The organism is Streptomyces sp. BRA346, assembly GCF_052851135.1.
Genome location: NZ_JAIWIH010000024.1, coordinates 48214 through 73517, shown reverse-complemented (window position 1 = coordinate 73517; position 25304 = coordinate 48214). Strand labels below are relative to the sequence as shown.

The following is a 25304-nucleotide window of genomic DNA, read 5'->3' as shown; positions in this document are numbered from 1 at the left end:
TGGGAGCCGGGCCGAGAGGGGGTGACGGGGAGGTGAGGGCGTAGGTCCGCGGTCAGGCGGGGTGCGGTACGACGACCACCGGGCAGTGCGCGTGGTGCAGCACCGCGTGCGCGACCGGACCGAGGCGGCGCTCGGCCACCCGCGGGCTGGTGCGGCGCCCGACGACCAGCAGCCGGGCCCGCTCGGACGCCCGCACCAGCGCCTGCGCCGGGCCCAGCAGCACCACATCCGGCACCACCGCGACCTGCGGGTACTTCTCCCGCCACCACCGCAGGGCGTCGGAGACCACCTGGCTCTCCTGGTCCTCCCACAGGCCGCGGTCCTCCTCCAGCGCGGTCAGCATCCAGGCGGAGGGCGACGCCGGGGGCAGCGCCCACGCGTGCACGACCCGCAGCAGGGCATCCCGCTCCCGGGCGGCGCGGAAGGCGAAGCCGATCGTCTCGTCCGCCGGGGCGTGCCCGGTGAAGCCGGCCACCACCTCGTCCGCGTCCGGCGCCCGCGCCGCCGGGTCGGGCACCGTCACGACGGGGCAGTCCGCGGTGGCCGCCACGTGCAGCGCCACCGAGCCGACCGCGAGGCCGTCGAAGCCGCCCCAGCCGCGCGCCCCGACGACCAGCAGTTCGGCGTCCGCCGCGGCCGCGAGCAGGGCCTGCTCGGGCTCGGTGTCGGTGTGCACCCCCTCGACGTGGAGGCCGGGGTGGCGGCCCATGAACGCGTCGGTCGTCCGTTGCAGCATCTGTTCGCCCACGTGCTGCCAGGCGGTCCATCCGGGCACCGGGGAGACCCGGCGGGGCAGCGGGGGGCACGCGTGCGCCAGCCGCAGCCCGGCCCCGCGGCGCAGCGCCTCCCGCGCGGCCCACTCGGCCGCCACCAGGCTGCGCTCTGAGCCGTCGACGCCCGCGACGACAGGGCCGGTCATCGCCTTCTCCCTCCCGGAGCGCGGATGGGCTTTTGCGTTTAGTCTAGATACGAGGGATTTATCCGCGATGTTCGGAGAGTCCTCTCCACAGAACCGCGAGGGGCAGCGGCCGCCCCCGGTCCGGGCCACCGGACCGGGGGCGGTTCTGCGTACCGCCGGGTCCCGCGGATGGGGGGCGCCGGTCACGTCCCCCGAAGGTGGGGGCGGATACCGGGACTTCGGGGGACGCGGCGCCAGGCGGGGCGAGCGCAGGATGGGGGCGAGGGAAGGGAAACGGACATGCGCTCGATCTCATGGCATCTCACCTCGCGCCGTTCAGGACTTGCCGCCGGATCCGTCGCCGTCGTGTCCGCCGTGGCGGTCCTGGGGACGGTCACCCCCTCCGGGCGGGCCGCGGCGGTGGAATACCGCCGGGAACCGGTCGGGAAGACCTCGGTACCGGCGTTCACGCAGGCCGTCGGCCACGACCGCAGACATGTGGTCTCGCCCTCCAACGGGGGCCGGGCCTTCCAGGGCGACACCCCCGGGCTCTACTCCGGGGCCCCGGGCCGGAAGCCCTGTGACCGGCAGGAGCTGATCCGCGACCTCAAGGCGACCCCGAAGAAGGCCGCCGCCTGGGCCCGGGTCCAGCACATCCGGCCGGAGCGCATACGGGCCTACGTCCACCGGCTCTCCGGCGTCGTCCTGCGGTCGGACACCTACGCCAGGACGTACGGCTACCAGGGCCGGGTGAAACCCGCGGCCACCGTTCTCCAGGCGGGCACCGCCGTGCTCGTCGACCGGCGGGGCATGCCGGTCGTGAAGTGCGCCTCCGGCAACCCCATCAGGGCGGCGGCCCCGAAGAAGAACGCCGAGCCGACGTTCACCGGCCCCGAGTGGTCCGGCTTCTCCCGGAACGCGGTCACCGTCATCCGCCCCGCCCCGGACGCGGTCAAGCGGATCACCGTGGTGACGATCGGCAAGTCGGAGCTGTTCCGGCGAGTGATCGGTGACGCCAAGGGCAAGAAGGCGCGGGACGCGGTGATCTCCCCGGCCCACTACCCCAAGTACCTGGCGATGCCGGGCGAGCAGAACGCCCCGAACCTGGCGGAGGCGCCGAAGAGGATCAAGCGCCACTCGCCCCTGGGCCTGGAGACCATCCGTCCGTCCGAGACCACGTCGGCGGACCCGTCCGAGCAGCCCACGGACCCGGGGCAGCAGCCCTCGGATCCGGGGCAGCAGCCCTCGGATCCCGGTCAGCAGCCGTCGGACCCGGCCCAGCAGCAGCCCCCGCCGCCGCCCAACCAGCCGCCGTCCGACCCGGGGCAGCAACAGCCGCCGTCCGACCCGGGACAGCAGCCCCCACAGCAGCAGCCCCCGCCGCAGCAGCCGACGGACCCGAACCAGCAGAACCAGCAGCAGCAACCCCAGCCCCCTCCGCCTCCGCAGCAACCGCCCCCACCGCCTCCGCCTCAGCAACCCCCGCCGCAGCAACCCCCGCCCCAGCAGTAACGGGGCCGCACACGGAGGAGCCGTCCCGGCCCGGGACGGCTCCTCCGTCCGGTTGCGGCATGCTGTGCGCATGTCTTCAGAAGCCACAGCCGCCTTACGCGAGGTCCACGACCTGATGACGACCTTCGACGAACCCTCCAGGATCCGCCGGGCCGCCGACGAACTGGAGGGCGCCGCGGACAAGGTCGTCGCCTGCGCTGCGGAACTGGTCGACATCCCGGAGCCGGAGAACCTCCAGCTGCGGCTCTCCTTCGCCGTCAAGGCCATCAGGGCTGCGGAGAAGGCGGCCCGTGCCCACCGCCGGAACCCCCTGACCCGGCCGCTCTCCCACGCGCGCTTCGCGCTGAACACGGGCAAGGCCCGTGGCTGGCTCCAGGGGGTCCTGGAGAAGCTGGACGCCGCCCCCACGCCCCCGTCCGGCGCGTGAATCGCCGGGGGATCGTCGTCGCCCGGGCGGGGTTGTGCCTGGCCGGTATGGCCGCCACCGCCGCGCTCAATGACGAGCCGTACACGGCCCAGCCGGAGTCCCCCACCGGGGAGCCGACGCCGACGGCCCCCTACACCGTCGACTGCCGGAGGATCGGCGACGACATCGAGCGAGAGCGCGCCGAGGCCAAGCGCAAGCAGCAGGAAGCGCTCAAGCCGTCCGGGGCCCCTGCGTACCAGGGCAGAGTCATCGCGAGGGACGTGGCGGTGCCGGAGGAATGCGTAAACCACCTCAAGGACCGCGGTCTGTGGTCAGGATGAGGCGGCGTTCGCCGCGGCGTGGCCGTCCGGAGCCGGAGCCGGAGTCGGAGCCGTCTAGAACGGCATGCGGCCCCGGGCGCGGCGGCCCGCGGAGCCGCTGCGGCCAACTGCCTTGGAGCTGCTGCGGAACGGCTTGCTGAGGATCCGGCCCAGAATGCCGGGGGCCTTGTTGCCCGCGCGTGATCCGACGCCCAGGGTGCGCTGGGTACCGCGTTCGGGGTGGCGGGACAGGCGCGGGACGAGGAAGGCCAGCACGGCCAGAACGACGCAGATCCCGACGATGGCGAAAATCATGGCGTAGCACTCCTCTGTGGGGTGTTGGTGCCGAGTACCCACCCCGCCCGACAGCATGCCGCCTGCCGTATCCCGCCCGTATTCCGCGGCCCTGCACGGGAATTGACTTTCCGCGTCACTCAACGACGTGGAACGATCGAGCGATGACCGAATTCATGACAGCAGCGCACATCGCCCGCCGCACCTCCGCCGCAGTCGACGCCGCTGTCGGGGCGGGGCGGGATCTCGGACTCACCGTCACCGATGCCGCGGTGCTCCACGACCTGTTCTCCGTCGTCGTCCACCTCGCGCCGTCCCCGGTGGTGGTCCGGGTCCCCACGGTCCTGCCGCACTCCGCGGACCTCGACTCGCAGGCGCGCCGCCAGCAGACGGAACTGGACGTCACCCGGTGGCTGGCGGACCAGGGGACCCCCGTGATCCCGCCGAGCCCGCTGGTGCCGCGGGAGCCCGTGCGGCGTGACGGGTTCTCGATGACGTTCTGGCAGTTCGTCGAGGAAGACCGGAACAAGGAACCCGACTACGCGGCGAACTCCGAAAGCGTTGCCGACCTGCACGCCGCGATGCGCGCCTACCCGGGCCGACTGTCGTTTCTGTCCGCGGCCGAACCGCAGTTCATCGTGGAAAGCCTCGCTTTGCTCGAAAAGCACCCCGACCTGATCGGTCCGGCCGATCTGGACCGCGCACGCCGCGAGTGGCAGGTGCTGGAACCCCTCACGCGCTCCCGCGCGGCCTTCGAGAAGGCGTTCCCCGGGGTCGAACTCCAGCCCATCCACGGCGACTCGCCGCCCGCGAACATCTTCTCCGGGGTGGACGGGGACCGCTACGCCGACTTCGAGCTCGTCACATTAGGCCCCGTCGAGTGGGACCTCGCCGCCCTCGGGCCCGACCTCGAATCCGCCTACAACCGCGGCGCGCGGCGCAACGGCATGAGGAGGCTGAACCAGGACGTCCTGGCCTACGTGAACGCCGTGGGCATGCTGCGGGCCATCGCGTGCCTCGCGCTCGCGCCGCAACTGCCCGCGCTGGTGGAGTACGTGACACCGGCCGTCGACCAGTGGCGGACGATGCCGTTCGCCGGGGGCCACGCAGGCTGATCGCGGACGGCTCATCCGGGCTCCGGCGCGGGCTCCAGCACGGGCTCCGGCGCGGACAAGGGCCGCTGGAGGAGCGCCGTGTCGACCCACCGGCCGTGTTTGTGGCCGACGGCGGTCAGCCGCCCGGCGTCGGTGAAGCCGAAGCGCCGGTGCAGCGCCGTCGAGGCGTCACTGCCGGTGTCGTCGCCGCCGGTGTCCGCGATGACCGCGATCATCGTCCGCTTCCCGGCCCGTCCGGCCTCGGCGATCAGGCGGTCCAGCAGGGCGCTGCCCAGCCCCCGGCCGGTGGCGTCGGGGGCGAGGTAGATCGTGTCCTCCACCGTGTACCGGTAGGCGGGCTTGGGGCGCCACGGAGCTGCGTACGCGAACCCGGCGACCTCGCCGGACCGTTCGGCGACCAGGAAGGGCAGGCCCCGGACGGTGAGATCGCCGCGCAGTTGCTCCCAGTCGGCGGCGGAGCGGGGCGTCTCGTCGAAGGTGATCACGCTGTGGCGGACGTAGTGCGTGTAGATGTCGGCCACGGCTTTCAGATCGGCGTGGCCCGCCGGTCGGATGGCCGTTCCGGGGAGGGACATACACGACTCATTTCACTATAGAAAAATTGATCGCTACGATAGTGTAATGGACCTCGTGGCAATGGGCAGCTGTATCCAGGGGCTTCGGCACGACCGGGGCCTGACCCTCCAGCAACTGGCCGACGCGGCCGAGGTGAGCGTGAGCATGCTGTCCTCGGTCGAGCGCGGCCAGAAGGCGCCCACCGTCGTCGTCCTCGCCCGCATCGCCGACGGACTCGGTGTCCCCCTCTCTGAACTGGTCGCCCGGCCGGACGACCACGGGCTCATCGTGCGCCGGGCCGCCGACCAGGACGCCGTCGAAGAGCCCGGAGGGTGGCGGCGGACCATACTCACCCCGGTGGTGCCCGGCGTGAACTTCGAATGGATCCGCACCACCCTGCCGCCCGGCTGTGACGCGGGCCGGTTCCCCGCGTACGCCCCCGGCTCCCATGAGTTCATCGCCGTGGAATCGGGAACCCTGCGGCTGACCGTGGCGGACGGCGCGGTGGACCTCGGCGCGGGCGACTCCGCGTACTTCGCCGCCGACGTCACGCACGCCTACGCCAACCCCTCGGACGCGCCGTGCACGTACCACGTCGCCGCGCTGATCATGCGCCCCCGGACGCGGCGCGGACCAGCCCGTCCAGCCACGCCTGGTGGCCGTTGAGCATCGGGTTCGCACTTGCTCTGCTGGTTGCCGGATCGCGGCGCGGCGCGCAGGCGTTCGGCCTCGGCCCGGCGCTTCGGCCATGCGCAAGGTGGTTGACGCGCTGCCCGAGAGCTATCGGGCCACCGCGGCCGTGTGGACCAGACCCCGAAGTGGCGCACGGTGGACCCGATCGGCCTGGTCACGGTACTAGACAAGGGCTACTTGCTGGCCACGAGGTCCGGCCCGGACCGTACCTCCGGCTGTCCCGGGTCCTGGCCGCCGAGGAACTCGCCGAACCGGCTCAGCGACCCGTCCTCGCCGAGGAAGCCGACGCAGACGGCCTGTTGCGGCTGGAGGTGACCTTCCAAGGTTCGAGACATGCCGAATGGGCGCTGTGGCACCTCGGCACGGACGCAGAGGCCCTGGCCCCGCAGTGGTTGCGCGACTCCCTGCGCGACCGCGACGCCGCGATCGCCACCCGCTACGGAGTGTCATCCTGAGACTCGTCGCCTTCTGCGGCCCCCCGCCCCTGCGTTTTCGCAGGTCATGGGGTCTGGTCGGCGCGGTCGCCGGAGGCGGGGTGCCCCCGGCGTCCGGTCAGCGGGTGGCGAGGAACTCGAGCGTGTCGATCACGCGGTTCGAGAAGCCCCACTCGTTGTCGTACCACGCGACCACCTTGACGTGGCGGCCGTCGACGCGGGTGAGGGCCGAGTCGAAGATCGACGAGGCGGGGTTGCCCGTGATGTCGGACGACACGAGCGGGTCGTCCGAGTACTCCAGGACTCCGGCGAGCGGCCCCTCCGCTGCCGCGCGGTACGCCGCCAGCACGTCGTCGCGCGACACGTCGCGGGCGACGGTCGTGTTGAGTTCGACGATCGAGCCCACCGGCACCGGTACGCGGATCGAGTCGCCCGACAGCTTGCCGTCGAGGTTCGGCAGCACCAGGCCGATCGCCTTGGCGGCGCCGGTCGTGGTGGGCACGATGTTGACACCGGCGGCGCGGGCGCGACGGGCGTCGCGGTGCGGACCGTCCTGGAGGTTCTGCTCCTGCGTGTAGGCGTGCACCGTCGTCATGAACCCGTGCTCGATACCGGCGAGTTCGTCGAGCACCTTGGCCAGCGGCGCGAGCGCGTTGGTGGTGCAGGAGGCGTTCGAGACGATCGTGTGCACGGCCGGGTCGTAGGCATCGGTGTTGACCCCGAACGCGAGCGTGACGTCGGCGCCGTCCGACGGCGCGCCGACGAGTACCTTCTTCGCGCCCGCGTCGAGGTGGGCGCGGGCCGCCTTGGCCGAGGTGAAGCGGCCGGTGGCTTCCAGGACGAGGTCGACGCCGAGTTCGGCCCACGGCAGCTGCGCCGGTTCGCGCTCGGCCAGCACCGTGATCCGACGGCCGTCGACGACGAGGGCGTCCCCGTCGACGGTCACCGGGCGCCCGAGCCGGCCGGCCGTGCTGTCGTAGGCGAGCAGCCGGGCGAGAGTGGCGGGCTCCGTCAGGTCGTTGACGGCGACGATCTCGAGGGCGCTGTCGCGCTCCAGCAGTGCGCGCAGCACATTGCGTCCGATGCGGCCGAATCCGTTGATGGCGATGCGAGTCATGAGTGATGTCCCTTCCGTTCGCCACCAGGCTCGCCCGCGGCCGGCGCCGCTGACAGTGGCGGGATCGCCACGGTTCAAAAGGATCCCGCCACGCGGCGCCGGGCGGGTCACTCGCCCCGGGTGAAGGTGCGACGGTACTCGCCCGGTGTGGTGCCGAGGATGCGCTGGAAGTGCAGGCGCAGGTTCGCGCCGGTGCCGAGCCCGACGTCGGCGGCGATCTGTTCGACGCTGCGCTGCGAGCGCTCGAGCAGTTCGCGGGCCAGGTCGATGCGGGCGCGCATCACCCACTGCATCGGCGTGTAGCCGGTCTCGTCGACGAAGCGCCGGGAGAACGTGCGCGGCGAGACCCCGGCCTGCCGCGCCAGTATGTCGAGGGTGAGGGGTTCGCCGAGCCGGTGCAGCGCCCACTCGCGGGTGGCGGCGAACCGCTCGCCGAGCGGCTCGGGCACGCTGCGCGGCACGTACTGGGCCTGGCCGCCGCTGCGGTAGGGGGCGGCAACCAGGCGCCGGGCCGCGTGGTTGGACGCGGCCACTCCGAGGTCGCCGCGCAGGATGTGCAGGCACAGGTCGATGCCGGAGGCGGCGCCGGCCGAGGTGAGCACGCTGCCCTCGTCGACGAACAGCACGTTCTCGTCGACCTGGACGAGCGGATGCCTGGCCATGAGTGCCCGCGTGTAGTGCCAGTGCGTCGTGGCGCGCCTGCCGTCGAGCAGGCCCGTGGCGGCGAGCGCGAAGGCACCCGTCGAGATGGCGGCGAGCCGCGCGCCCCGGTCGTGGGCGGCGATCAGTGCCTCGACGACGGCCTGCGGCGGGTCGTCGCGGTCCGGGAACCGGTAGCCGGGGACGAAGACGATGTCGGCCCACGCAAGCGCGTCGAGGCCGTGGGCGACGTCGTAGGCCAGGCCATCGCCGCCGGTCACGAGACCGGGGGTCGCCCCGCACACCCGCACCTCGTACGGCATGCTCGCGCGGGTCGTGAACACCTGAGCGGGAATGCCGACATCGAGCGGCTTCGCACCCTCGAGCACGAGGACGGCGACGCGATGCAGGCGGGAGGCTGGCACAGGAAGAGGTTACGTGGGGCGTCCCTGCCACGACCGTCATCCGACCGCCGACGCGGGCGCTGCACGCCTTCCTCGACCTCATCCCGCACCAATCCGCCGCGATCGCGCGTTCTGAGTCATGGGGGTCTTGTCATCGACGGCCGTCAGCAGGCCAGTTGGGGCCATGCGGGGCCCGCATGCCTGGACGCGCCCACATGCAGAACACCCCCCTGTCCTGCGTTTCCGCAGGACAGGGGGGTGATTCGAGCGGTAGCGGTGGGATTTGAACCCACGGAGGAGTTGCCCCCTCACGCGCTTTCGAGGCGCGCTCCTTCGGCCGCTCGGACACGCTACCGAGGCAGAGCCTAGCGGACGAAGGGCCGAGATCCGAAATCGGTTCCGGGTGGGGGGCGGTCAGGGGGTGCGGAAGAAGGCGGTGAGGGGGGCCGCGCACTCGTCGGGGAGGACGTCGTGGATGACCTCGGGGCGGTGGTTGAGGCGGCGGTCGCGGACGATGTCCCAGAGGGAGCCGACGGCGCCCGCCTTCTCGTCGACCGCGCCGTAGACGACCCGGTCGAGCCGGGACAGCACGATGGCGCCCGCGCACATGGCGCACGGCTCCAGGGTCACCACCAGGGTGCACCCGGTGAGCCGCCAGCCGCCGAGGCGGCGGGCCGCGGCGCGGAGGGCGAGGACCTCGGCGTGGGCCGTGGGGTCGCCGTGGGCCTCGCGCTCGTTGCGGCCGCGGCCGAGCACCGTGCCGTCCGGGCCCAGCACGACAGCGCCGACCGGGACGTCTCCCGTCTCGGGTGCCCGTACGGCCTCCTCCAGCGCGAGGCGCATCGGGGCGCGCCAGGGGTCACGCAAGGGGTCGGGGTCGGGTCCGGGCAGGATGCCGGTCAGCGGATCGGTCATGTCACCAGTGTGGCGGCGGTCAGCGCACCGCCTCCAGGCCCTCCATGCTGCACCCCAGCATGTCCGCGATCGATTCGAGCGCATCCCCGTCGAGGGCCTTCAGTTCCTTCTCCTCCATGCCCAGGTCGGTCAGGATGTCGCCGTCCCCGAGGGGGCCCACCGGGACGGGTGCGTCGGGGTCGGAGTCGTCGTCCTGGTCGGGCTCGCCGTCCTCGGTGCCGTCCAGGTCGACGAGGCTGTCCAGGTCGTCCTCGGGGTCCCGGCCGAGCAGCTCGTCGGTGAGCATCGAGCCGTATGAGGTGCGGGCGGCCGCGGCCGCGTCCGATACGTAGATGTGTGGATCCTCCTCGCCGTCCACGCGGACGACGCCGAACCACGCGTCTTCGTGCTCGATGAAGGCCAGAACGGTGTCGTCGTCCTTGGCGGCCCCACGAGCCAGATCGATCAAATCGGTCAGAGTCTCCACGTCATCGAGCTCTGTGTCGCTCGCTTCCCACCCTTCTGCGGTGCGCGCGAGCAATGCGGCGAAGTACACCGTGACTCTCCCACTGGTCATAGGCGTGCCGGGGCGGGCGGGACAGTGTCCCGCCCCAATCGGAATCGTGGCAGAAACCATCGCTTCGCGAGAGGTCTTCCACGCTGCGTCGTGCACCAGTCCAAAGAGATGTGGCTCACGTGAAACGAAACGGACCGACCTGATCGCTTCATCGGCGGTGCGCCGGGTTCGGGTTCACCAGCGGAACGTACGCAGCAGTATCGCCTCGCGCATGCGGGCGGCGCGGGTCAGCCGCGGCCGTACGCGGTCGCGCACCTGCCGGGCCTCGTTCAGCGCGCGCAGGAAGCGTTCGCGACGGCGGCGGCGGTCCGCGGCGCTCTCGCGTGCGGACACGGCGCCCATCGTCCTGCCGGTGAGCGTGTCGGTGTCGTCGGTGTCGGCCATGGCCTCACCTCTCGCCGAGGTCTCCGCCCGGGCGTCGGGCCCGGGCGCTCCTGCCCACTTTCCCCCGAAACGGCGGTTTGATGCCAGTACAACGACAGACTGTCGTCGCGTGCCGGGGTTACCGGCGGGAGCCGCGGCCGGAGGGCTCCGTTAGTGTCGTTGCCATGCGGATCCACGTCGTCGACCACCCGCTGGTGGCGCACAAACTCACCACGCTGCGCGACAAGCGCACCGACTCCCCCACCTTCCGGCGGCTCGCCGACGAGCTGGTGACCCTGCTCGCGTACGAGGCCACCCGCGATGTGCGGACCGAGCAGGTCGACATCGAGACCCCGGTGACGGCGACGACCGGGGTGCGGCTGTCGCATCCGCGCCCCATGGTGGTGCCGATCCTGCGGGCGGGCCTCGGGATGCTCGACGGCATGGTGCGGCTGCTGCCGACGGCCGAGGTGGGCTTCCTCGGGATGATCCGCGACGAGGAGACGCTCCAGGCGTCCACGTACGCCACCCGGATGCCCGACGACCTCTCCGGCCGTCAGGTCTACGTGCTGGACCCGATGCTGGCGACCGGCGGGACGCTCGTCGCGGCGATCCGGGAGCTCATAGCGCGGGGCGCGGACGACGTCACCGCGCTGTGTCTGCTGGCGGCGCCCGAGGGCGTCGAGGTGATGGAGCGCGAGCTGGCGGGCACGCCGGTGACGGTGGTCACCGCGTCCATCGACGAGCGGCTCAACGAGCACGGGTACATCGTGCCGGGGCTCGGCGACGCGGGCGACCGGATGTACGGGACCGCGGGCTAGGCGGGGCCGGACCCGCCCGGTCCCGCTCGGCTCGGCGGGGCGGCGCGGGCCGGGCCCGCCCGGTCCCGTTCAGCAGGGCGAGCCCGAGGGGCGGGGCGAGGGCTTGGTCAGCGCGGTGAGCGCCTTGTCGGCGTCCTTCGCCTCGACCAGGTCCTTGAAGTCCGAACCGATGATCAGGTCGACGTCCTTGCCCCGGCGGGCGTCGTTCTTGGTCTGGACCCCGGTGAGCTGGGTGGACAGCACCCGGAAGGTCCCGTCGGCGGAGGCCGGTGCGCCCAGGAGTATCCCCGGGGCCTTGACCTTCTGGTCGTACGCCTTCGGGGCGTTCCCCACGTCCCCGATCTTGAAGCCGCGCTTCTCCAGCTCCTCGGCGGTGTCCTTCGCGAGCCCGGAGCGCTTGGTCGCGTTGTAGACGTTGACGGTGATGTCGGACGGCTTCGGCAGCTTCTTCGCCGCCGTACGGGGCGACGAACCGGGGTTCCGGTCGCGGCCCTTGCCGGGCTCGCGCTTGCAGTCCGCGCTGCCGCGCGCCGCGCGCACCGTGTTGCTGCCCTTGTCGCCGCCACCGGAGAAGACGTCGATGAGCTGAAGCGTTCCCCAGCCGACCAGGCCGAGCGCCACGACCGAGCCGAGGGCCGCGAACACCAGGCGCCGGCGGCTCCGGGGCCGGCGCATGCGCGGGTAGCGGTCGCCCGTGATGCGGTACTTTCCGCCCATGCCAGGAGGGGTCAGCATGCTCATGTGCGCAGCGTAGTGCGGCCTGGTGACGATGCCTACTAAATGATCAATGGTTGGTGTGCAGTCCAACCCGAAAGGGCCAATGCGAAGGCCCGCGCACCCCTCGCCGGAACGGCGTCAGTCGAGCTCCAGGACGCGCGCGTGCAGCACCTGGCGCTGCTGGAGCGCGGCGCGCACGGCGCGGTGCAGCCCGTCCTCCAGATAGAGGTCGCCGTCCCACTTCACGACGTGGGCGAAGAGGTCCCCGTAGAACGTCGAGTCCTCCGCGAGCAGCGTCTCCAGATCGAGCTGCTGCTTCGTCGTGACCAGCTGGTCAAGACGTACCGGGCGTGGGGCGACATCCGCCCACTGGCGGGTGCTTTCCCGGCCGTGGTCGGGATAGGGTCGACCGTTTCCGATGCGCTTGAAGATCACACGGAAAGCCTACCGGGCAAGCGGCTTCCGGCGCAGCCAAGGCGCGGGAGTGCCAGGCCGGGGGCGCGGGGCGGGGCTCCGCGACGCGCTGGCAAAAGGGTGAAATTTTCTCGAAAAGGGACTAGTCGCCCAAGGGGGTCAGGAGTAACCTGAATAACAGCCTGCGGGGCGAGCGAGGGAGCTCGACCGGAGAGGCGCTCAGGACAGAGGACTTTGGTTCTCCGGAACGCCTCGTTGATGGCCGGGCTGAGAGGCCGGAAGGTCGGGGAGACCGGAAGGCGACCTCCACAACCTGATCCGGACAATGCCGGCGAAGGGAGCCCACCTCGCAGGTTTCGTGCTGCCCGGCCGCCACCGATCCCCGGTTGCGGCCGGTCCCCGTGCGTTCAAGCATGGCCGCATGCGCTGTCTGGTCACCGGGGCCACCGGCTACATCGGCGGCAGGCTCGTCCCCGAGCTGCTGACCGCGGGGTACGCGGTGCGCTGCGTGGCCCGTTCCCCCGGCAAGCTGCGCGATCACCCCTGGGCGGGGCGGGTCGAGATCGTACGCGGCGACGTGACCGACGAGGAGTCCGTGCGGGCGGCCATGGAGGGCGTGGACGTCGCGTACTACCTGGTGCACGCGCTGGGCGGCGGGCCCGGCTTCGAGGAGACCGACCGGCGCGCGGCGCGCCTCTTCGGCGAGCGGGCGCGGGCCGCCGGGGTCCGGCGGATCGTCTACCTCGGCGGGCTGACCCCGGCCGGGGTCCCGGACCACGATCTCTCTCCCCATCTGCGGTCCCGCGCCGAAGTGGGGCGGGTGCTCCTGGAATCCGGGGTGCCGACCGCGGTGCTCCGGGCGGGTGTGATCATCGGGTCGGGCTCGGCGTCGTTCGAAATGCTGCGCTATCTGACCGAACGGCTACCGGTCATGGTCACCCCGCGCTGGGTGCGCACCCGCACCCAGCCGATCGCCGTGCGCGATGTGCTGTGGCTGCTGGTCGGCTGCGCCGAGCTGCCGTACGAGGTGAACCGGGCCTTCGACATCGGCGGCCCCGACATCCTCACCTACCGCGACATGATGCGGCGGTACGCGGCCGTCGCCGGGCTGCCCCGGCGCGCCATCCTGCCGGTGCCCGTGCTCACCCCGAGGCTCTCCAGCCTCTGGGTCGGCCTGATCACCCCCGTGCCCGGCACCCTCGCGCGGCCGCTCGTGGAGTCGCTGCGGCACGAGGTGGTCTGCGCCGAGCGGGACATCAGGCGTTACGTACCCGAGCCGCCGGGCGGCCCCCTCGGCGTGAACCGGGCCCTGGAGCTGGCCCTGCGGCGGATCCGCGAGGCGGACGTGGCCACCCGCTGGTCCTCCGCCGCCACGCCCGGCGCCCCCAGCGACCCGCTGCCCACCGACCCCGACTGGGCGGGCGGCACCCTCTACACCGACCACCGCCGCCGCGCCGTGAACGCCTCCCCGCAGGAGGTGTGGCGGGTGGTGGAGGGCATCGGCGGCGAGAACGGCTGGTACGCGCTCCCCCTCGCCTGGGCGCTGCGCGGCTGGATCGACACCCTGATGGGCGGCGTCGGGCTGCGGCGCGGCCGCCGCGACGCGGCCCGGCTGCGGGTCGGGGACAGCCTCGACTTCTGGCGGGTCGAGGAGGTCCTGCCGCCCCGTCTGCTGCGGCTGCGCGCCGAGATGCGGCTGCCGGGGCTGGCGTGGCTGGAGATGCGGGTGGACCGGGACGCGGAGGGCCGGACCGTCTTCCGCCAGCGCGCCGTCTTCCACCCGCGCGGGCTGGCCGGGCACCTCTACTGGTGGGGCGTCTCGCCGTTCCACGCGCTGGTGTTCGGCGGCATGGCCCGGAAGATCGCCGCCAAGGCGGAAGCGGCTGCGGCCTAGCGCAGGCCGTCCAGGGTGATGGGGAGGTGGCGGGGCCCGCGGAGGACGGCGTTGCGGCGGTAGGGCGGGGGGTCTTCGCGCAGGCGGGGGTTCTCCAGGCGCTGGGCCAGCGCGGTCAGGGCCAGCTGGGCTTCCAGGCGGGCCAGCGGGGCGCCGAAGCAGCTGTGGATGCCGCTGCCGAAGCCGAGGTGCTGGTTGTCGCGGCGCTGGGGGTCGAAGCGGTCGGGGTCGAGGAAGCGCTGGGGGTCGCGGTTGCCGGAGGCCAGGACGAGCCAGACGGAGGCGCCCCTGGGGATGGTCACCCCGGCGATGTCGATGTCCGACAGCGGGGTGCGCTGGGGCAGCAGCTGGACGGGCGGGTCGTAGCGCAGCAGCTCCTCGACCAGGGGGACGGCCAGATGCGGCTTGGCGCGCAGCCGGGCCAGGACGTCGGGGTTGCGGAGCAGCGCGAGCATGCCGTTCGTGATCAGGTTGACGGTGGTCTCGTGGCCCGCGACCAGCAGCAGCGCGGCGGTGCTCAGCAGCTCCGTATGGCTCATCCGGCCCTCCGGGCCGTGCCCGGCGACCAGGGCGGAGAGCATGTCGTCACCGGGGGAGCGGCGGCGTTCCTCGATCAGGTCGGAGAGGTAGCGGCCGAGTTCGGTGCGCGCCTGCCGGGTGACGCGGCGCCGCATCGCGGCGTCCTGCTCGGGGTCCGGGTCGAGGCTCGCGGCGAGGGTGTCGGCCCAGGTGTGGAAGCGGGGTTCGTCCTCGCGCGGGACGCCCAGCAGCCGGCAGATGACGGTGACCGGGAAGGGGTACGAGAAGTCGTCGACGAGGTCGATGCGGTCCCGGTCCCGGAAGCCGTCGATCAGCTCGTTGACGATGCGGGACAGCTCGCCGCGCAGGGCGTGGATCCGCCGGGGGGTGTGCGGCGGGCCGAAGGGGGTCATGGCGAGGCGGCGCAGCCGGTCGTGTTCGGGCGGGTCGAGCTTCAGGAAGGCGGGCGGCAGCCCGGGGTCGTCCTCCTCGGCCTCGGTCCCGGCATCGGCCGGTTCCCCGGCGGCCCGGGGGTCGAGGTTGCGCGCGTCGGAGCTGATGCGCGGGTCGTGCAGGAGGGCGTGGATCTCCCAGTAGGTGCTGACGATGTACGGGCCGTCCTCCTCGTGCACCACGGGCGTTTTGCGCAGTTCCGCGTAGATCGGATACGGGTCGGCGCGGTGGGCGTAGTCGGTGATCTTCCGCAGGAGGGGGCCGTGGGCCATGGCGGGGTCCTTCCGGGGATCAGGGACGAGGGGCAGGGGATCGGGGGCGGTCAGATGCGCGCGGGGGTGAAGGCGATCCGCCGGTCGGAGGGCGCGTAGCCGCTGAGGGTGACGGTCGGGCCGTGGGTGGGCAGCGTGGGGTCCGGGAAGTCGGCGGGGACCGGCCGCAGCCCCTCGGCGCGGCGGTCGACGGTGGTGAACGGCGGAGGGAAGGGCGCGGCGGTCTCGATCAGCCGCTGGTAGAACGCCAGCCACTTGCTCTGGTCGAAGGTGACGGCGGCGATGACGCGCCCCTGGTATCCGTAGACCGCGGTGAAGCGGCGCTCGGCGAGCGACCCCTGCGCGATCAGGACCTCCTCGCCCAGCGACGGCACCCCGACCGACTTGATGTTCACCCCGAACTGGGAGGACCAGAAGGCCGGGACCCACAGATGCGGCCGCCGGTCGGCGCTCGCGCTGATCATGTTGTGGGCGGCGATCCCGGCCTGGGCGACCGCGTTGCCCCAGTGCTCCAGGGACAGGAACTGGTAGCCGAAGAGCGGATGCGGGGAGCGGGCCACGTCCCCGGCCACGAAGACGTCGTCGGTGACGATGCCGCGCACGTCGAAGGCGCGGCAGCCCGCGTCGCAGGCGATGCCGCGGGGCCCGGCGCCGAGCCCGGAACCGGCCAGCCATTCGGTGTTGCGGGTGATGCCGAGGGAGACCACCGCGACATCGGCGTCGAGGGCGGTGCCGTCGGACAGATGGGCCCGCCGCAGCCGCCCGGCGGCGTCGCCCTCCAGCCCGGTGACCATGACGTCGCAGCGCAGGTCCACGCCGTGGGCGCGCTGGAGGTCGGCGGCGACCTCGCCGAGCACCCCGCCGAGGGCGCCGACCAGGGGGGTGGGGCCGCGTTCGGCGACGGTGACGGGCAGCCCCCGCTCCCGGCAGGCGGAGGCGATCTCCGAGCCGGTGAAGCCCGCGCCGATCACCAGCACCCGGCGCGGTGCGGCCGACAGACGGCGGTGCAGCGCGGCCGCGTCCTCGCGGGTACGGAGCACGAAGACGCCGTCCAGCTCGGCTTCCAGGGGGTGCGGCCAGGGCCGGGCGCGCACCCCGGTGGTGATCAGGAGCCGGTCGTAGCCGACCTCGTCGCCGTCGGCCAGCCGCACCCGACGGGTCGTCATGTCCAGCCCGGTGGCGGCGACGCCGAGCCGCCACCGCGCGTACACCTCGCGGCGCCGGGGCAGCGCGGTGTGGTCGGCGGGGGACCTGCCCAGCAGTACCTGCTTGGACAGCGGCGGCCGGTCGTACGGCTCGTGGGGCTCGTCGCCGATGATCGTGAGCGACCCGGAGAACCCCTCCTCGCGCAGCGTCTCGGCGGCCCGCAGCCCGGCCAGCGAGGCGCCCACGATCACGATGCGCCCCTCGCGCCGCAGCGTGTGCGGCGCGCCGTCAGCGGACACCGGACAGGTCCTCGTCGTCGGCCGGGCCGTCGATCAGGTCGTCGTCCAGGCCCTCGACCAGGATGGCCTGGACCGGGCAGGCCGCCGCCGCGCGCGCCACGTTCTCCCGCTGGGTGTCGTCCGCGTGCGGAGTGTAGAGCAGCGCCTCCTCACCGTGGAGGGTGAAGACGTCGGGGGCGAGGAACGCGCACTGGGCGTAGCCCTGGCAGCGGTTGAGATCGACGACAAGCCTCATCGGCCCTGCCCTTCGCACGCGTCAGGTCGCCGGGTCACCCCCTCCAGGGGCCAGCATGGGCGAGGCGGCCGGGGCCCGCGCGCACAGCCGGGCCAATGGGGCGACGGGGACGAGTCGCGCTCCGGCTCACGGCGGCGCGACGCGGCGGCGGCTGCGGGGGCGCAGTGTGCCAGTGGGGGCGGGGGCGTGAACCGTCGTTGCGCAAGAGCTGAGTCATTCCGCCCGTGGCCCCGTGGCCGCTACTACCGTGCGTGGAATGTTCCACTCCGCAGCCCTCTCCTCAACCCCACAAAGAGGCGGGATCGCCGCTGTCGGTTCCACGGGGTGGCGTATGTGATGAACCTCTCGTCCTTACGTCGTGCGCAACGCGCCCCCGCCCCCGCACCCGTCCCCCCACCCGACTCCTCGTCCGTCCCCTCGACCTCCGCAGCAGCCCCCAAGCAGCGTGACGCGTTCTTCGACAACGCCAAGTACCTGGCCATCGTGCTGGTCGCGATGGGACATTCCTGGGAACCGCTGCGGGACGGCAGCAGAGCGGCGTCCGCCCTCTACATGTTCGTCTACGCCTTCCACATGCCGGCGTTCATCCTCATCTCCGGCTACTTCTCGCGGAACTTCGACCTCCGGCCGGACCGGCTGAAGCGCCTGCTCACCGGCGTCGCCGTCCCGTACGTGATCTTCGAGTCGGTGTACAGCCTCCTCAAGGGCTGGGCGGGCGACGACCCCTCGTACCCGATCAGCCTGCTCGACCCCTGGTACCTGACCTGGTTCCTGATCGCGCTCTTCGTGTGGCGGGTCACCACCCCGGTGTGGCGGATCGCGCGCCATCCGGTCCCGCTCGCGCTCGCGATCGCCGCGCTCGCCTCGTGCTCGCCCGACATCGGCGACGATCTCGACCTCCAGCGCGTGCTCCAGTTCCTGCCCTTCTTCGTGGCGGGGCTGCACATGCGGCCGGAGCACTTCCGGATGGTGCGGCGGCGGGAGGTGCGGATGGCGGCCCTGCCCGTGGCGGCCGCCGCGCTGGTCTTCGCGTACTGGGCGGCGCCGCGCATGAACGCCGGGTGGTTCTACCACCGGGACAGCGCCCAGGAGATGGGGGCGCCGTGGTGGAGCGGCATCGTGATGACGTTCGCCCTCTTCGGCTGCTCCATGGTGCTCACCGCGTGCTTCTTCGCCTGGGTGCCCGGGCGGACGATGTGGTTCACCGCGCTCGGCGCCGGGACGCTGTACGGGTACCTGCTGCACGGCCTGCTCATAAAGGGCTCCCACTTCGCGGGCTGGTACGAACCGTCCTGGCTGCACACCCCGGCGGGCGCGATCGTGGTCACGGTCATCGCCGCGGTGGTGGTGACCGCGCTGTGCTCCCCGCTCGTGCAGCGGATGTTGCGGTTCGCGATGGAGCCGCGGATGGAGTGGGCCTTCCGGTCCGGGGCGGCCGAAACGGCGGCCACCGGGCCCGGGGCTGCCACGGACCCCGCCGGGTCGGGGTCCGCCGTGGCCGGATCCGGGTCCGGGACCGTCGTGGCGCGGTCCACCGCGACACCACGGGCGGTCGTCCCGGCCCAGGCCACGAGACCGCCGGGCTAGCGTGCGCCCGACCTGCCGTCTCCGGCCCCGCCGCGGCCGTACCGCCGTGGCGGGGCCGGAAACGATCGCACGTTCATGTGACTAATGCGTCTGTCGGATAGGTCGTCAGGGCCCTGGGTAGGGCCGAGCCGACCAGCCCGCGGGGGCCTGCTTCCGGCCGCGCGGGCAACCGTCGTACGGAGAGGTGCCGGCCCGCCAGTGACACAGCCCTTTCAACTCCCCGACTTCTACATGCCGTACCCGGCGCGGCTGAATCCCCACGTCCGGGAGGCGCGGGAGCACTCCACCCGATGGGCCCGCGAGCGGGGAATGCTCGAAGGCTCCGGGATCTGGGAGCAGGAGGATCTCGACGCCCACGACTACGCCCTGCTGTGCGCCTACACCCACCCCGACTGCTCCGCCGCGGAACTGGCCCTGATCACGGACTGGTACGTGTGGGTGTTCTTCTTCGACGACCACTTCCTGGAGCGGTTCAAGCGCTCCCAGGACCGCGCGGGCGGCAAGGCGTACCTGGACCGGCTGCCGCTGTTCATGCCGATGGATCCGGCGGCGGCCGGGATGCCGGAGCCGGAGAACCCGGTCGAGGCGGGGCTGAAGGACCTGTGGGCGCGGACGGTGCCCGCGATGTCGCCGGACTGGCGGGCCCGGTTCCGGGAGTCCACGGAGAACCTGCTCAACGAGTCGCTCTGGGAGCTGTCCAACATCAACGCGGGCCGGACACCCAATCCGGTGGAGTACATCGAGATGCGCCGCAAGGTCGGCGGCGCCCCGTGGTCGGCGGGGCTCGTGGAGCACGCGGTGGGGGCCGAGGTGCCCGCGGTGATCGCGGAGTCGCGGCCGCTGCGCGTGCTGCGGGACGCGTTCGCGGACGCGGTGCACCTGCGCAACGACCTGTTCTCGTACCAGCGGGAGATCGAGGAGGAGGGCGAGCGGAGCAACGGGGTGCTGGTCCTGGAGACGTTCCTCGGCTGCACCACCCAGCAGGCGGCGGACGCCGTCAACGACCTGCTCACCTCGCGGCTCCAGCAGTTCGAGAACACCACGTTCACCGAGCTGGCCCCGCTCTTCGCCGAGCACGGCCTGGACGCGGCGGCTTGCGCGGACGTCATGGCGTACGTCAAGGGGCTCCAGGACTGGCAGTCGGGCGGCCATGAGTGGCACATGCGGTCCAGCCGCTACATGAACGGCGGGGGAGCCGGGAGCGAGCCCGCCTGGTCGCCGTTCTCGGTGAGCGGCCTGGGCGTGTCGGCCGCCGACATACGGCTCACCACCGGCCGGGCGGAGCGGGCCCGGGCGCGCGGTTTCAGCCATGTGCCGCATCAGCGGGTCGGGCCGTCCCGGCTGCCGGACTTCTTCATGCCGTTCACCGCCCGGCTCAGCCCGCATCTGGACCGGGCGCGCCGCAATCTGGTCGAGTGGTCGCACCGGATGGGCATCTTCGGGCCCCAGCCCGGCGTGCCCGACTCGGACGTCTGGAACGAGCGCCGACTGCGCGCCGCCGACCTTCCGCTGTGCGCGGCGGGCATCCACCCCGAGGCGTCCCCCGACGAGCTGGACCTGACGTCGGGCTGGCTCGCCTGGGGGACCTACGCGGACGACTACTACCCGCGGGTCTTCGGCCGGAAGCGGGACCTCACCGGCGCCAAGGCGTGCAACGAGCGGCTCAAGACGTTCATGCCGGTCGACGCGGGCCCCATCCCCGTCCCGGCGGGCGGGCTGGAGCGTGCCCTCGCCGACCTGTGGGAGCGGACCGCAGGGCCGATGGAGGAGGGCGCGCGCCGCGCGTTCCGCCGGACCGTCGACGACATGCTCGACAGCTGGCTGTGGGAGCTGGCCAACCAGGCGCAGCACCGGATCCCCGACCCGGTCGACTACATCGAGATGCGCCGCCACACCTTCGGCTCCGGCCTCACCATGAGCCTGTGCCGACTCGCGTACGGGAGGCGCGTTCCGCCCGAGATCTACGACAGCGGGCCGGTCCGTTCGCTGGAGAGCGCAGCCATGGACTACGCCACGCTGCTCAACGACGTCTTCTCGTACCAGAAGGAGATCGAGTTCGAGGGCGAGGTCCACAACGGCGTCCTGGTCGTGCAGAACTTCTTCGACTGCGACTACCCGACCGGGGTGGCCATCGTGCACGACCTGATGACCTCGCGGATGCGGCAGTTCCAGCACGTCGCGGCCCATGAGTTCCCGGTCCTGTACGAGGACTTCGGGCTGTCGGCGGAGGGCCGGGCGGCCCTGGAGGGCTACGTGTGCGACCTCCAGAACTGGATGACCGGCATCCTGACCTGGCACCGGGAGGTCGCCCGGTACCGGGAGGAGGAGCTGCGGTACGAGGCCGGGGCGCCGCGGGCCCTGTTCGGGCCGACGGGGCTGGGGACGTCGGCCGCGCGGCTTCCGGTGGGCGCGGGCCGGTAGGGGCGTCTTGTCGAGCTCCGCCTTGTCCCCGCGGACAAGGCGGGGCCGCCGCATGTTGGCCGCCGGTGACGATGCCGGACCCGTGGCGGGTCTGTTGAATGCCGCGCAGTCCCCTCGCGCCCTGGAGGTACCGTGTCGCGGCGCAAACTGCTCGTCCTTCTCCCCGTGGTCCCGGCGCTGGCCCTGCTCGCGTCGGTGTGGCTGCCGTTCGTCAACGCCGAGCGGCTGTGGTTCGGCATGCCCTCGCTGTACGTCTGGGTCGGCGGCTGGGTGCTCACGCTCACCCCGGCGCTGGCCGCCGTCGAGTGGGGGCTGTTCCGGCACGATGAGCGCGTGGCGGCGAGTGCGGCGGCGGGTCCGGCAGCGGGTGAGGCACAGTGAGCGTCGTCCTCGCCGTATCGCTGCTGGGCATGTGCGCCCTCGCCCTCTGCGGCTTCCTCGGCCGGACCGGGCGCTCCACCGACCTCGCCGAATGGGCCGTCGGGCGCCGCAACTTCGGCACCGCCGCCATGTGGTTCCTCCAGGCGGGCGAGGTGTTCACCACCTTCAGCTTCCTCGGGGTAGCGGGGGTCGCGTTCACCGGCGGCAACGCCGCCACGTACGCCGTCGTCTACCTGGCGCTCGCCTTCCTGCTGCTCTACTTCGTCCAGCCGAGGCTGTGGCGGCTGGGCAAGGAACGCGGCTACCTCACCCAGGCCGACTACTTCAGCGACCGCTACCGCAGCCCGTTGTTCGGCAAGGTCGTCGCCGTCATCGGGCTGATCTTCCTGCTCCCCTACATCCAGCTCCAGCTCACCGGGCTCGGCATGGTCGTCGGTCTGGTGACCGGCAGTACGGCGTCGGGGCGGCTGAGCATGGTGCTGGCCTCGGTGCTGACGGCCGCCTTCGTGCTGTGGTCCGGCATCCGCGGGCTGAAGAACAGCGCCTACTTCAAGGACGTCCTGACGATCGGCGTCATGGCCGTGCTCGCCGTCGTCGTCCCGCTGACTTACGTCGGCGGCGGCGTGGGCGAGGTGTTCCGGCGGGTCCACGAGGTGCAGCCGCAGATGCTGACCGTGCACGGCGGTGCGCAGGACCAGGTGTGGTGGACGACGAGTGTGCTGGTCTCGGCGATCGCGGGCGGAATGATGGCGACGCCGCACCACTGGCCGCCGCTCATGGCCGCGGGCAGCCCGCGGGCGATCCGTACGAACAACATCTTCATGCCGGTGTACCAGGTCGCGCTGATGATCCCGATCATGGTCGGGCTCACGGGGGTGGTCGCGAAGGTCGACGGCGACGGTGACGGGGTGCTGCTCACCCTCGCCCAGGGCGCCCTGCCGGAGTGGGCCACCGGGCTCGTCGTGGTCGCCGCGGCGGCCTCCGCGATGGTTCCGGCCGGGGCGATGTGCATCGGCATCTCCACCCTGGTCGCCCAGAACCTGCTGCCCCCGGGCCGGGAGTCGGCCCGCATGCGGGTCAACCACAGCGTCGTCGTCCTGGCCATCGGCCTGGCCCTCACCCTCGGCATCCTGCGCCCCGGCCTCCTGGCCGACCTGCAACTCCTCACGGTGAGCGGCTTCATCCAGCTCGTCCCCGGCCTGCTCGCCGTCCTCGGCGCCCGCCGTCTGCTCACGGCGCGGGCCGCCCTGGCGGGGCTCGCGGCGGGCGAGGCCGTGGTGACGTGGCTGACGCTGGCCGAGGTGGATGTGCGGCACGTGAACGCCGGGCTGGTGGGGCTGGGGGTGAACGTGGCGGTGGCGCTGCTGGTGCAGCTGCTGTTCCCCCGCCCCGCCCCTGCCCCTCACCGGGCCTCCGCCGCCCCGGACCCCGGCCCGCGCACGGCCACGGCCACCGCCGCGGGACGGTCCGACGAATCGCCCCGCGGATAGCGCCCACCGTGCCGCGATGAGGTCCACCTGCCACCGGAACGGTCTCCTGCCGCCCGCGCGGGCACCACGCGCCCGCGGCGGCCGGGAGCGCCGTTCGCCCCCGCGCCGCCCAGGGCTTTGCCGCGGCCGAGCCTCGGCCGCTGGCCCCGTCGCCGCCCAGGGCTTTGCCGCGCCCGAGCCTCGGCCGCTGGCCCCGTCGCCGTGCCCTGCGGGTGGCCGTTGTTCCCCACCCCGCCCGTCCCGAACCGGGGGCTCTGCCCCCGGGCCCCGTGGTGGCTGCGCCTCGGCCGCTGGCCGGTGGTGCTCGCGGGCTGGCCCCGGGGCCGCACGGTGGCCGCGCCTCTGCGGCCGCTTGGCGTGCCCAGGCCGAGGCCGGGCCCGACGTCTGGCGCCGCGGCCGTCGCTCCCCGACCCGCCCCTTCCCGAACCGGGGGGCTCTGCCCCCCCCGACCCCGGGCCGTGCGGCGGGCGGTTGCCGCCGCGGCCGTGCCCTGCGGGTGGCTGTTGTTCCCCAGCCCGCCCCGTCCCGAACCGGGGGCTCTGCCCCCGGGCCCCGTGGTGGCTGCGCCTCGGCCGCTGGCCGGTGGTGCTCGCGGGCTGTTGGTCCCGGGGCCGCCCGGTGGCCGCGCCTCTGCGGCCGCTTGGCGTGCCCAGGCCGAGGCCGGGCCCGACGTCTGGCGCCGCGGCCGTCGCTCCCCGACCCGACCCGCTCCGCCCCTTCCCGAACCCGGACGTTTCCCCGTGCGCTGGCGTCGCGGGCCGTCTACGTCCCGGGGCGGAGGGGCTGCCCTCGGGACCCGCCGTGGCCGGGTCTTGGCCGCTGCCCCAAGATGCTGTGGTCGAGGCGGAGCGCACGACGCAACGGCGGCCGCCTTCCGGGCCTCGTCCGGGGTCCAGGGGCGGAGCCCCTGGGTTCGGGAAGGGGCGGGGTGGGGACAATCCGACGAGCTACGAGAGCGAGCAACCGTGACGGACCACGACGACGAGCTGTGCTACAAGACCGCGCGCGAGCTGAACGCCCTGCTGCGGGGGCGTGAGGTGTCGGCGCGGGAGGTGCTCCAAGCACATCTCGAGCGGATCGAGCGGGTCAACCCCGACGTCAACGCCATCGTCACCCTCGTCGCGGACCGCGCGCTCGACGCCGCCGCCGCGGCCGACGAGCGGATCGTGGCGGCAGGGGCGAACGGGGGCGACGGGGTGGGGGTGCTGCACGGGCTGCCCATCGCGCACAAGGACACCCACAACACCGCGGGCATCCGCACCAGCCACGGTTCGCCGCTGGTCGACGGCATACCCGACCAGGACGACCTGATCATCGAGCGCATCCGGGACGCCGGGGCGATCACGCTGGGCAAGACGAACGTGCCCGAGTTCGCCGCCGGTTCGCACACCTTCAACCCGATCTTCGGCGCCACCCACAATCCGTACGCCCTCGACCGCAGCGCGGGCGGCAGCAGCGGGGGCGCGGCCGCCGCGCTGGCCAGCGGCATGGTCCCGATCGCGGACGGCAGCGACACCGGCGGGTCGCTGCGCAATCCGGCCTCGTTCAACAACGTGGTGGGGCTGCGCCCGTCGCCGGGGCGCGTCCCGACCTGGCCCGCGTCGAACGCGTGGACCACGCTCTCGGTCAAGGGCCCGATGGCCCGTACCGTCGCGGACACCGCCCTGCTGCTGTCCGCGATGGCGGGCCCCACCCCGCGGTCGCCGATCGCGCTGGAGGAGCCGGGCGCCCGGTTCGCCCGGCCGCTGGACCGGGATCTGACCGGGCTGCGGGTGGCCTGGTCGCCGGACCTGGGCGGGCTGGTGCCGGTCGAGCCGGAGGTGGCGGCGGTCGTGGAGGCGTCGGCGGGGGTCTTCGAGGACCTCGGGTGCGTGGTGGAGCGGGCGTGCCCGGACCTGTCGGAGGGCGAGGAGGTGTTCCGTACGCAGCGGGCCGCGCTGTTCGAGGTCGCGTTCGGCCCGCTCATGGACCGCCACCCGGAGGGCCTGAAGCGGACGATCCGGGAGAACGCGGAGGCGGGGCGCCGCCTCACCGGGCCCGAGGTGGCCCGGGCGGAGGTGCTGCACACCGCGCTCTTCCACCGCGTCCGCGCCTTCTTCGAGGCTTACGACGTGCTGCTGCTCCCGGTCAGCCAGGTGCCGCCGTTCGACATCGGCATCGAGTACCCGACCGAGGTGGCGGGGGTGGCGATGGGGGACTACCTGGAGTGGATGCGTTCCGCGTACCTGGTCACGTCGACGGGCAGCCCCGCACTGTCCGTCCCGGCGGGGTTCACCCCCGGCGGGCTGCCGGTGGGGCTCCAGATCGTCGGACCGCACCGGGCGGACTTCGCCGTCCTCCAGATCGGCCACGCCTTCGAGCAGGCCACCGGGTACGGGCGGCGCCGCCCGGAGGCGATCGGGGCGATCGGATAGCCAGGCCCGTAACGGCACA

Annotated in this window: 25 protein-coding genes, 1 tRNA gene and 1 pseudogene; 13 read left to right on the top strand and 14 right to left on the bottom strand. The window is 72.9% G+C overall.

All coding sequences use genetic code 11. The features are described 5' to 3' along the window. Positions 1-52: 52 nt before the first annotated feature. Positions 53-919, bottom strand: a complete 867-nt coding sequence (locus LCH29_RS27020; RefSeq protein ID WP_446464321.1) for a universal stress protein — start codon at positions 917-919, stop codon at positions 53-55. Positions 920-1198: 279 nt separating this feature from the next. On the opposite strand from LCH29_RS27020, the gene LCH29_RS27015 reads away from it, so the two are divergent. The 3 genes from LCH29_RS27015 to LCH29_RS27005 all read left to right on the top strand — a co-directional run bounded on the left by LCH29_RS27015 (position 1199) and on the right by LCH29_RS27005 (position 3157). Next, complete coding sequence (locus LCH29_RS27015) at positions 1199-2410, top strand: DUF6777 domain-containing protein (protein ID WP_446464320.1); 1212 nt, start codon at positions 1199-1201, stop codon at positions 2408-2410. A 70-nt stretch (positions 2411-2480) separates the two neighbouring features. Next, positions 2481-2837: a hypothetical protein gene (locus LCH29_RS27010; protein ID WP_446464319.1), complete on the top strand. Its 357-nt coding sequence runs from the start codon at positions 2481-2483 to the stop codon at positions 2835-2837. Next, a complete protein-coding gene (locus LCH29_RS27005; RefSeq protein ID WP_446464318.1) occupies positions 2834-3157 on the top strand; it encodes a hypothetical protein in 324 nt (107 codons plus the stop codon). Before LCH29_RS27010 ends, LCH29_RS27005 begins: the two co-directional genes overlap by 4 nt. 54 nt (positions 3158-3211) lie before the next feature. Here the strand turns inward: LCH29_RS27005 and LCH29_RS27000 are convergent, their stop codons facing one another. Continuing rightward, complete coding sequence (locus LCH29_RS27000) at positions 3212-3451, bottom strand: DUF6411 family protein (RefSeq protein ID WP_446464317.1); 240 nt, start codon at positions 3449-3451, stop codon at positions 3212-3214. Positions 3452-3594: 143 nt separating this feature from the next. Between LCH29_RS27000 and LCH29_RS26995 the strand changes: the two genes are divergently transcribed. Continuing rightward, the gene (locus LCH29_RS26995) at positions 3595-4545 is read left to right on the top strand and encodes a phosphotransferase (RefSeq protein ID WP_446464316.1); all 951 of its coding nucleotides are present in this window, start codon (positions 3595-3597) and stop codon (positions 4543-4545) included. A gap of 11 nt (positions 4546-4556) precedes the next feature. Here the strand turns inward: LCH29_RS26995 and LCH29_RS26990 are convergent, their stop codons facing one another. Then, positions 4557-5120, bottom strand: coding sequence for an N-acetyltransferase family protein (locus LCH29_RS26990; RefSeq protein ID WP_446464315.1), 564 nt, complete (start codon positions 5118-5120; stop codon positions 4557-4559). Between the two features lie 46 nt (positions 5121-5166). Here LCH29_RS26990 and LCH29_RS26985 point away from each other — a divergent pair, with 46 nt between their 5' ends. Together LCH29_RS26985 and LCH29_RS26980 are read left to right on the top strand one after the other, a co-directional pair. Further along, the gene (locus LCH29_RS26985) at positions 5167-5766 is read left to right on the top strand and encodes a helix-turn-helix domain-containing protein (RefSeq protein ID WP_446464314.1); all 600 of its coding nucleotides are present in this window, start codon (positions 5167-5169) and stop codon (positions 5764-5766) included. Positions 5767-5777: 11 nt separating this feature from the next. Then, positions 5778-6248 (top strand): annotated as a pseudogene (locus LCH29_RS26980) (WYL domain-containing protein); the annotation flags it as partial. Positions 6249-6345: 97 nt separating this feature from the next. Here the strand turns inward: LCH29_RS26980 and gap are convergent. From gap to LCH29_RS26950, 6 genes are all read right to left on the bottom strand, one after another. After that, a complete protein-coding gene (gap, locus tag LCH29_RS26975) occupies positions 6346-7344 on the bottom strand; it encodes a type I glyceraldehyde-3-phosphate dehydrogenase (RefSeq protein ID WP_446464313.1) in 999 nt (332 codons plus the stop codon). A gap of 107 nt (positions 7345-7451) precedes the next feature. Further along, positions 7452-8408, bottom strand: a complete 957-nt coding sequence (locus LCH29_RS26970; protein WP_446464312.1) for a GlxA family transcriptional regulator — start codon at positions 8406-8408, stop codon at positions 7452-7454. A 247-nt stretch (positions 8409-8655) separates the two neighbouring features. Further along, positions 8656-8742: transfer RNA gene (locus LCH29_RS26965), tRNA-Ser, on the bottom strand. A gap of 59 nt (positions 8743-8801) precedes the next feature. Further along, a complete protein-coding gene (gene tadA, locus LCH29_RS26960) occupies positions 8802-9302 on the bottom strand; it encodes a tRNA adenosine(34) deaminase TadA (RefSeq protein WP_179935340.1) in 501 nt (166 codons plus the stop codon). A 19-nt stretch (positions 9303-9321) separates the two neighbouring features. After that, positions 9322-9858, bottom strand: coding sequence for a tRNA adenosine deaminase-associated protein (locus LCH29_RS26955; protein ID WP_446464311.1), 537 nt, complete (start codon positions 9856-9858; stop codon positions 9322-9324). A gap of 174 nt (positions 9859-10032) precedes the next feature. After that, positions 10033-10242, bottom strand: a complete 210-nt coding sequence (locus tag LCH29_RS26950) for a hypothetical protein (protein WP_446464310.1) — start codon at positions 10240-10242, stop codon at positions 10033-10035. 164 nt (positions 10243-10406) lie between these two features. On the opposite strand from LCH29_RS26950, the gene upp reads away from it, so the two are divergent. After that, positions 10407-11042 carry a uracil phosphoribosyltransferase gene (gene upp / locus LCH29_RS26945; protein WP_123104652.1) on the top strand — a complete coding sequence of 212 codons (636 nt, stop codon included), beginning with the start codon at positions 10407-10409 and terminating at the stop codon, positions 11040-11042. 69 nt (positions 11043-11111) lie between these two features. On the opposite strand, the gene LCH29_RS26940 is transcribed toward upp, so the two are convergent. Then, the gene (locus LCH29_RS26940) at positions 11112-11783 is read right to left on the bottom strand and encodes a LytR C-terminal domain-containing protein (protein WP_446464309.1); all 672 of its coding nucleotides are present in this window, start codon (positions 11781-11783) and stop codon (positions 11112-11114) included. A gap of 114 nt (positions 11784-11897) precedes the next feature. Next, positions 11898-12194 carry a type II toxin-antitoxin system VapB family antitoxin gene (locus tag LCH29_RS26935; protein WP_009716657.1) on the bottom strand — a complete coding sequence of 99 codons (297 nt, stop codon included), beginning with the start codon at positions 12192-12194 and terminating at the stop codon, positions 11898-11900. Positions 12195-12594: 400 nt separating this feature from the next. Between LCH29_RS26935 and LCH29_RS26930 the strand changes: the two genes are divergently transcribed. Next, on the top strand, positions 12595-14067 hold the full coding sequence (locus LCH29_RS26930) for an SDR family oxidoreductase (RefSeq protein WP_446464308.1): 1473 nt from the start codon (positions 12595-12597) through the stop codon (positions 14065-14067). Here the strand turns inward: LCH29_RS26930 and LCH29_RS26925 are convergent. Genes LCH29_RS26925 through LCH29_RS26915 form a run of 3 tightly spaced genes read right to left on the bottom strand, consistent with a single transcriptional unit; the run spans position 14064 to position 16991 of the window. Further along, a complete protein-coding gene (locus tag LCH29_RS26925; protein WP_446464307.1) occupies positions 14064-15311 on the bottom strand; it encodes a cytochrome P450 in 1248 nt (415 codons plus the stop codon). The genes LCH29_RS26930 and LCH29_RS26925 overlap by 4 nt on opposite strands. A gap of 50 nt (positions 15312-15361) precedes the next feature. Beyond that, positions 15362-16756 carry an NAD(P)/FAD-dependent oxidoreductase gene (locus LCH29_RS26920; protein ID WP_446464306.1) on the bottom strand — a complete coding sequence of 465 codons (1395 nt, stop codon included), beginning with the start codon at positions 16754-16756 and terminating at the stop codon, positions 15362-15364. Continuing rightward, positions 16746-16991 (bottom strand): ferredoxin, encoded by a 246-nt coding sequence (locus tag LCH29_RS26915; RefSeq protein WP_446464305.1) that lies wholly within the window; start codon positions 16989-16991, stop codon positions 16746-16748. The genes LCH29_RS26920 and LCH29_RS26915 overlap by 11 nt, the downstream gene beginning before the upstream one ends. A 336-nt stretch (positions 16992-17327) precedes the next feature. Here LCH29_RS26915 and LCH29_RS26910 point away from each other — a divergent pair, with 336 nt between their 5' ends. The 5 genes from LCH29_RS26910 (at position 17328) to LCH29_RS26890 (ending at position 25285) form a co-directional block, all read left to right on the top strand. Beyond that, entirely contained in the window at positions 17328-18578 is a 1251-nt protein-coding gene (locus LCH29_RS26910) for an acyltransferase family protein (protein ID WP_446464304.1), read from the top strand. Between the two features lie 198 nt (positions 18579-18776). Next, positions 18777-20999 (top strand): family 2 encapsulin nanocompartment cargo protein terpene cyclase, encoded by a 2223-nt coding sequence (locus tag LCH29_RS26905; RefSeq protein ID WP_446464303.1) that lies wholly within the window; start codon positions 18777-18779, stop codon positions 20997-20999. A gap of 132 nt (positions 21000-21131) precedes the next feature. Next, positions 21132-21380: a hypothetical protein gene (locus LCH29_RS26900; RefSeq protein ID WP_446464302.1), complete on the top strand. Its 249-nt coding sequence runs from the start codon at positions 21132-21134 to the stop codon at positions 21378-21380. Next, positions 21377-22870: a sodium:solute symporter family protein gene (locus tag LCH29_RS26895; protein WP_446464301.1), complete on the top strand. Its 1494-nt coding sequence runs from the start codon at positions 21377-21379 to the stop codon at positions 22868-22870. The genes LCH29_RS26900 and LCH29_RS26895 overlap by 4 nt, the downstream gene beginning before the upstream one ends. Positions 22871-23836: 966 nt before the next feature. Then, on the top strand, positions 23837-25285 hold the full coding sequence (locus LCH29_RS26890) for an amidase (protein WP_446464300.1): 1449 nt from the start codon (positions 23837-23839) through the stop codon (positions 25283-25285). The last annotated feature ends 19 nt before the right edge of the window (positions 25286-25304 follow it).

What these genes read in the sequence shown, in the direction of transcription:
- LCH29_RS27020 (WP_446464321.1), bottom strand. Translation starts at nt 919, where the DNA reads ATGACCGGCCCTGTCGTCGCGGGCGTCGACGGCTCAGAGCGCAGCCTG.
- LCH29_RS27015 (WP_446464320.1), top strand. Translation starts at nt 1,199, where the DNA reads ATGCGCTCGATCTCATGGCATCTCACCTCGCGCCGTTCAGGACTTGCC.
- LCH29_RS27010 (WP_446464319.1), top strand. Translation starts at nt 2,481, where the DNA reads ATGTCTTCAGAAGCCACAGCCGCCTTACGCGAGGTCCACGACCTGATG.
- LCH29_RS27000 (WP_446464317.1), bottom strand. Translation starts at nt 3,451, where the DNA reads ATGATTTTCGCCATCGTCGGGATCTGCGTCGTTCTGGCCGTGCTGGCC.
- LCH29_RS26995 (WP_446464316.1), top strand. Translation starts at nt 3,595, where the DNA reads ATGACCGAATTCATGACAGCAGCGCACATCGCCCGCCGCACCTCCGCC.
- LCH29_RS26990 (WP_446464315.1), bottom strand. Translation starts at nt 5,120, where the DNA reads ATGTCCCTCCCCGGAACGGCCATCCGACCGGCGGGCCACGCCGATCTG.
- LCH29_RS26985 (WP_446464314.1), top strand. Translation starts at nt 5,167, where the DNA reads ATGGACCTCGTGGCAATGGGCAGCTGTATCCAGGGGCTTCGGCACGAC.
- gap (WP_446464313.1), bottom strand. Translation starts at nt 7,344, where the DNA reads ATGACTCGCATCGCCATCAACGGATTCGGCCGCATCGGACGCAATGTG.
- tadA (WP_179935340.1), bottom strand. Translation starts at nt 9,302, where the DNA reads ATGACCGATCCGCTGACCGGCATCCTGCCCGGACCCGACCCCGACCCC.
- LCH29_RS26955 (WP_446464311.1), bottom strand. Translation starts at nt 9,858, where the DNA reads ATGACCAGTGGGAGAGTCACGGTGTACTTCGCCGCATTGCTCGCGCGC.
- LCH29_RS26950 (WP_446464310.1), bottom strand. Translation starts at nt 10,242, where the DNA reads ATGGCCGACACCGACGACACCGACACGCTCACCGGCAGGACGATGGGC.
- upp (WP_123104652.1), top strand. Translation starts at nt 10,407, where the DNA reads ATGCGGATCCACGTCGTCGACCACCCGCTGGTGGCGCACAAACTCACC.
- LCH29_RS26940 (WP_446464309.1), bottom strand. Translation starts at nt 11,783, where the DNA reads ATGAGCATGCTGACCCCTCCTGGCATGGGCGGAAAGTACCGCATCACG.
- LCH29_RS26930 (WP_446464308.1), top strand. Translation starts at nt 12,595, where the DNA reads ATGCGCTGTCTGGTCACCGGGGCCACCGGCTACATCGGCGGCAGGCTC.
- LCH29_RS26925 (WP_446464307.1), bottom strand. Translation starts at nt 15,311, where the DNA reads ATGGCCCACGGCCCCCTCCTGCGGAAGATCACCGACTACGCCCACCGC.
- LCH29_RS26915 (WP_446464305.1), bottom strand. Translation starts at nt 16,991, where the DNA reads ATGAGGCTTGTCGTCGATCTCAACCGCTGCCAGGGCTACGCCCAGTGC.
- LCH29_RS26910 (WP_446464304.1), top strand. Translation starts at nt 17,328, where the DNA reads ATGAACCTCTCGTCCTTACGTCGTGCGCAACGCGCCCCCGCCCCCGCA.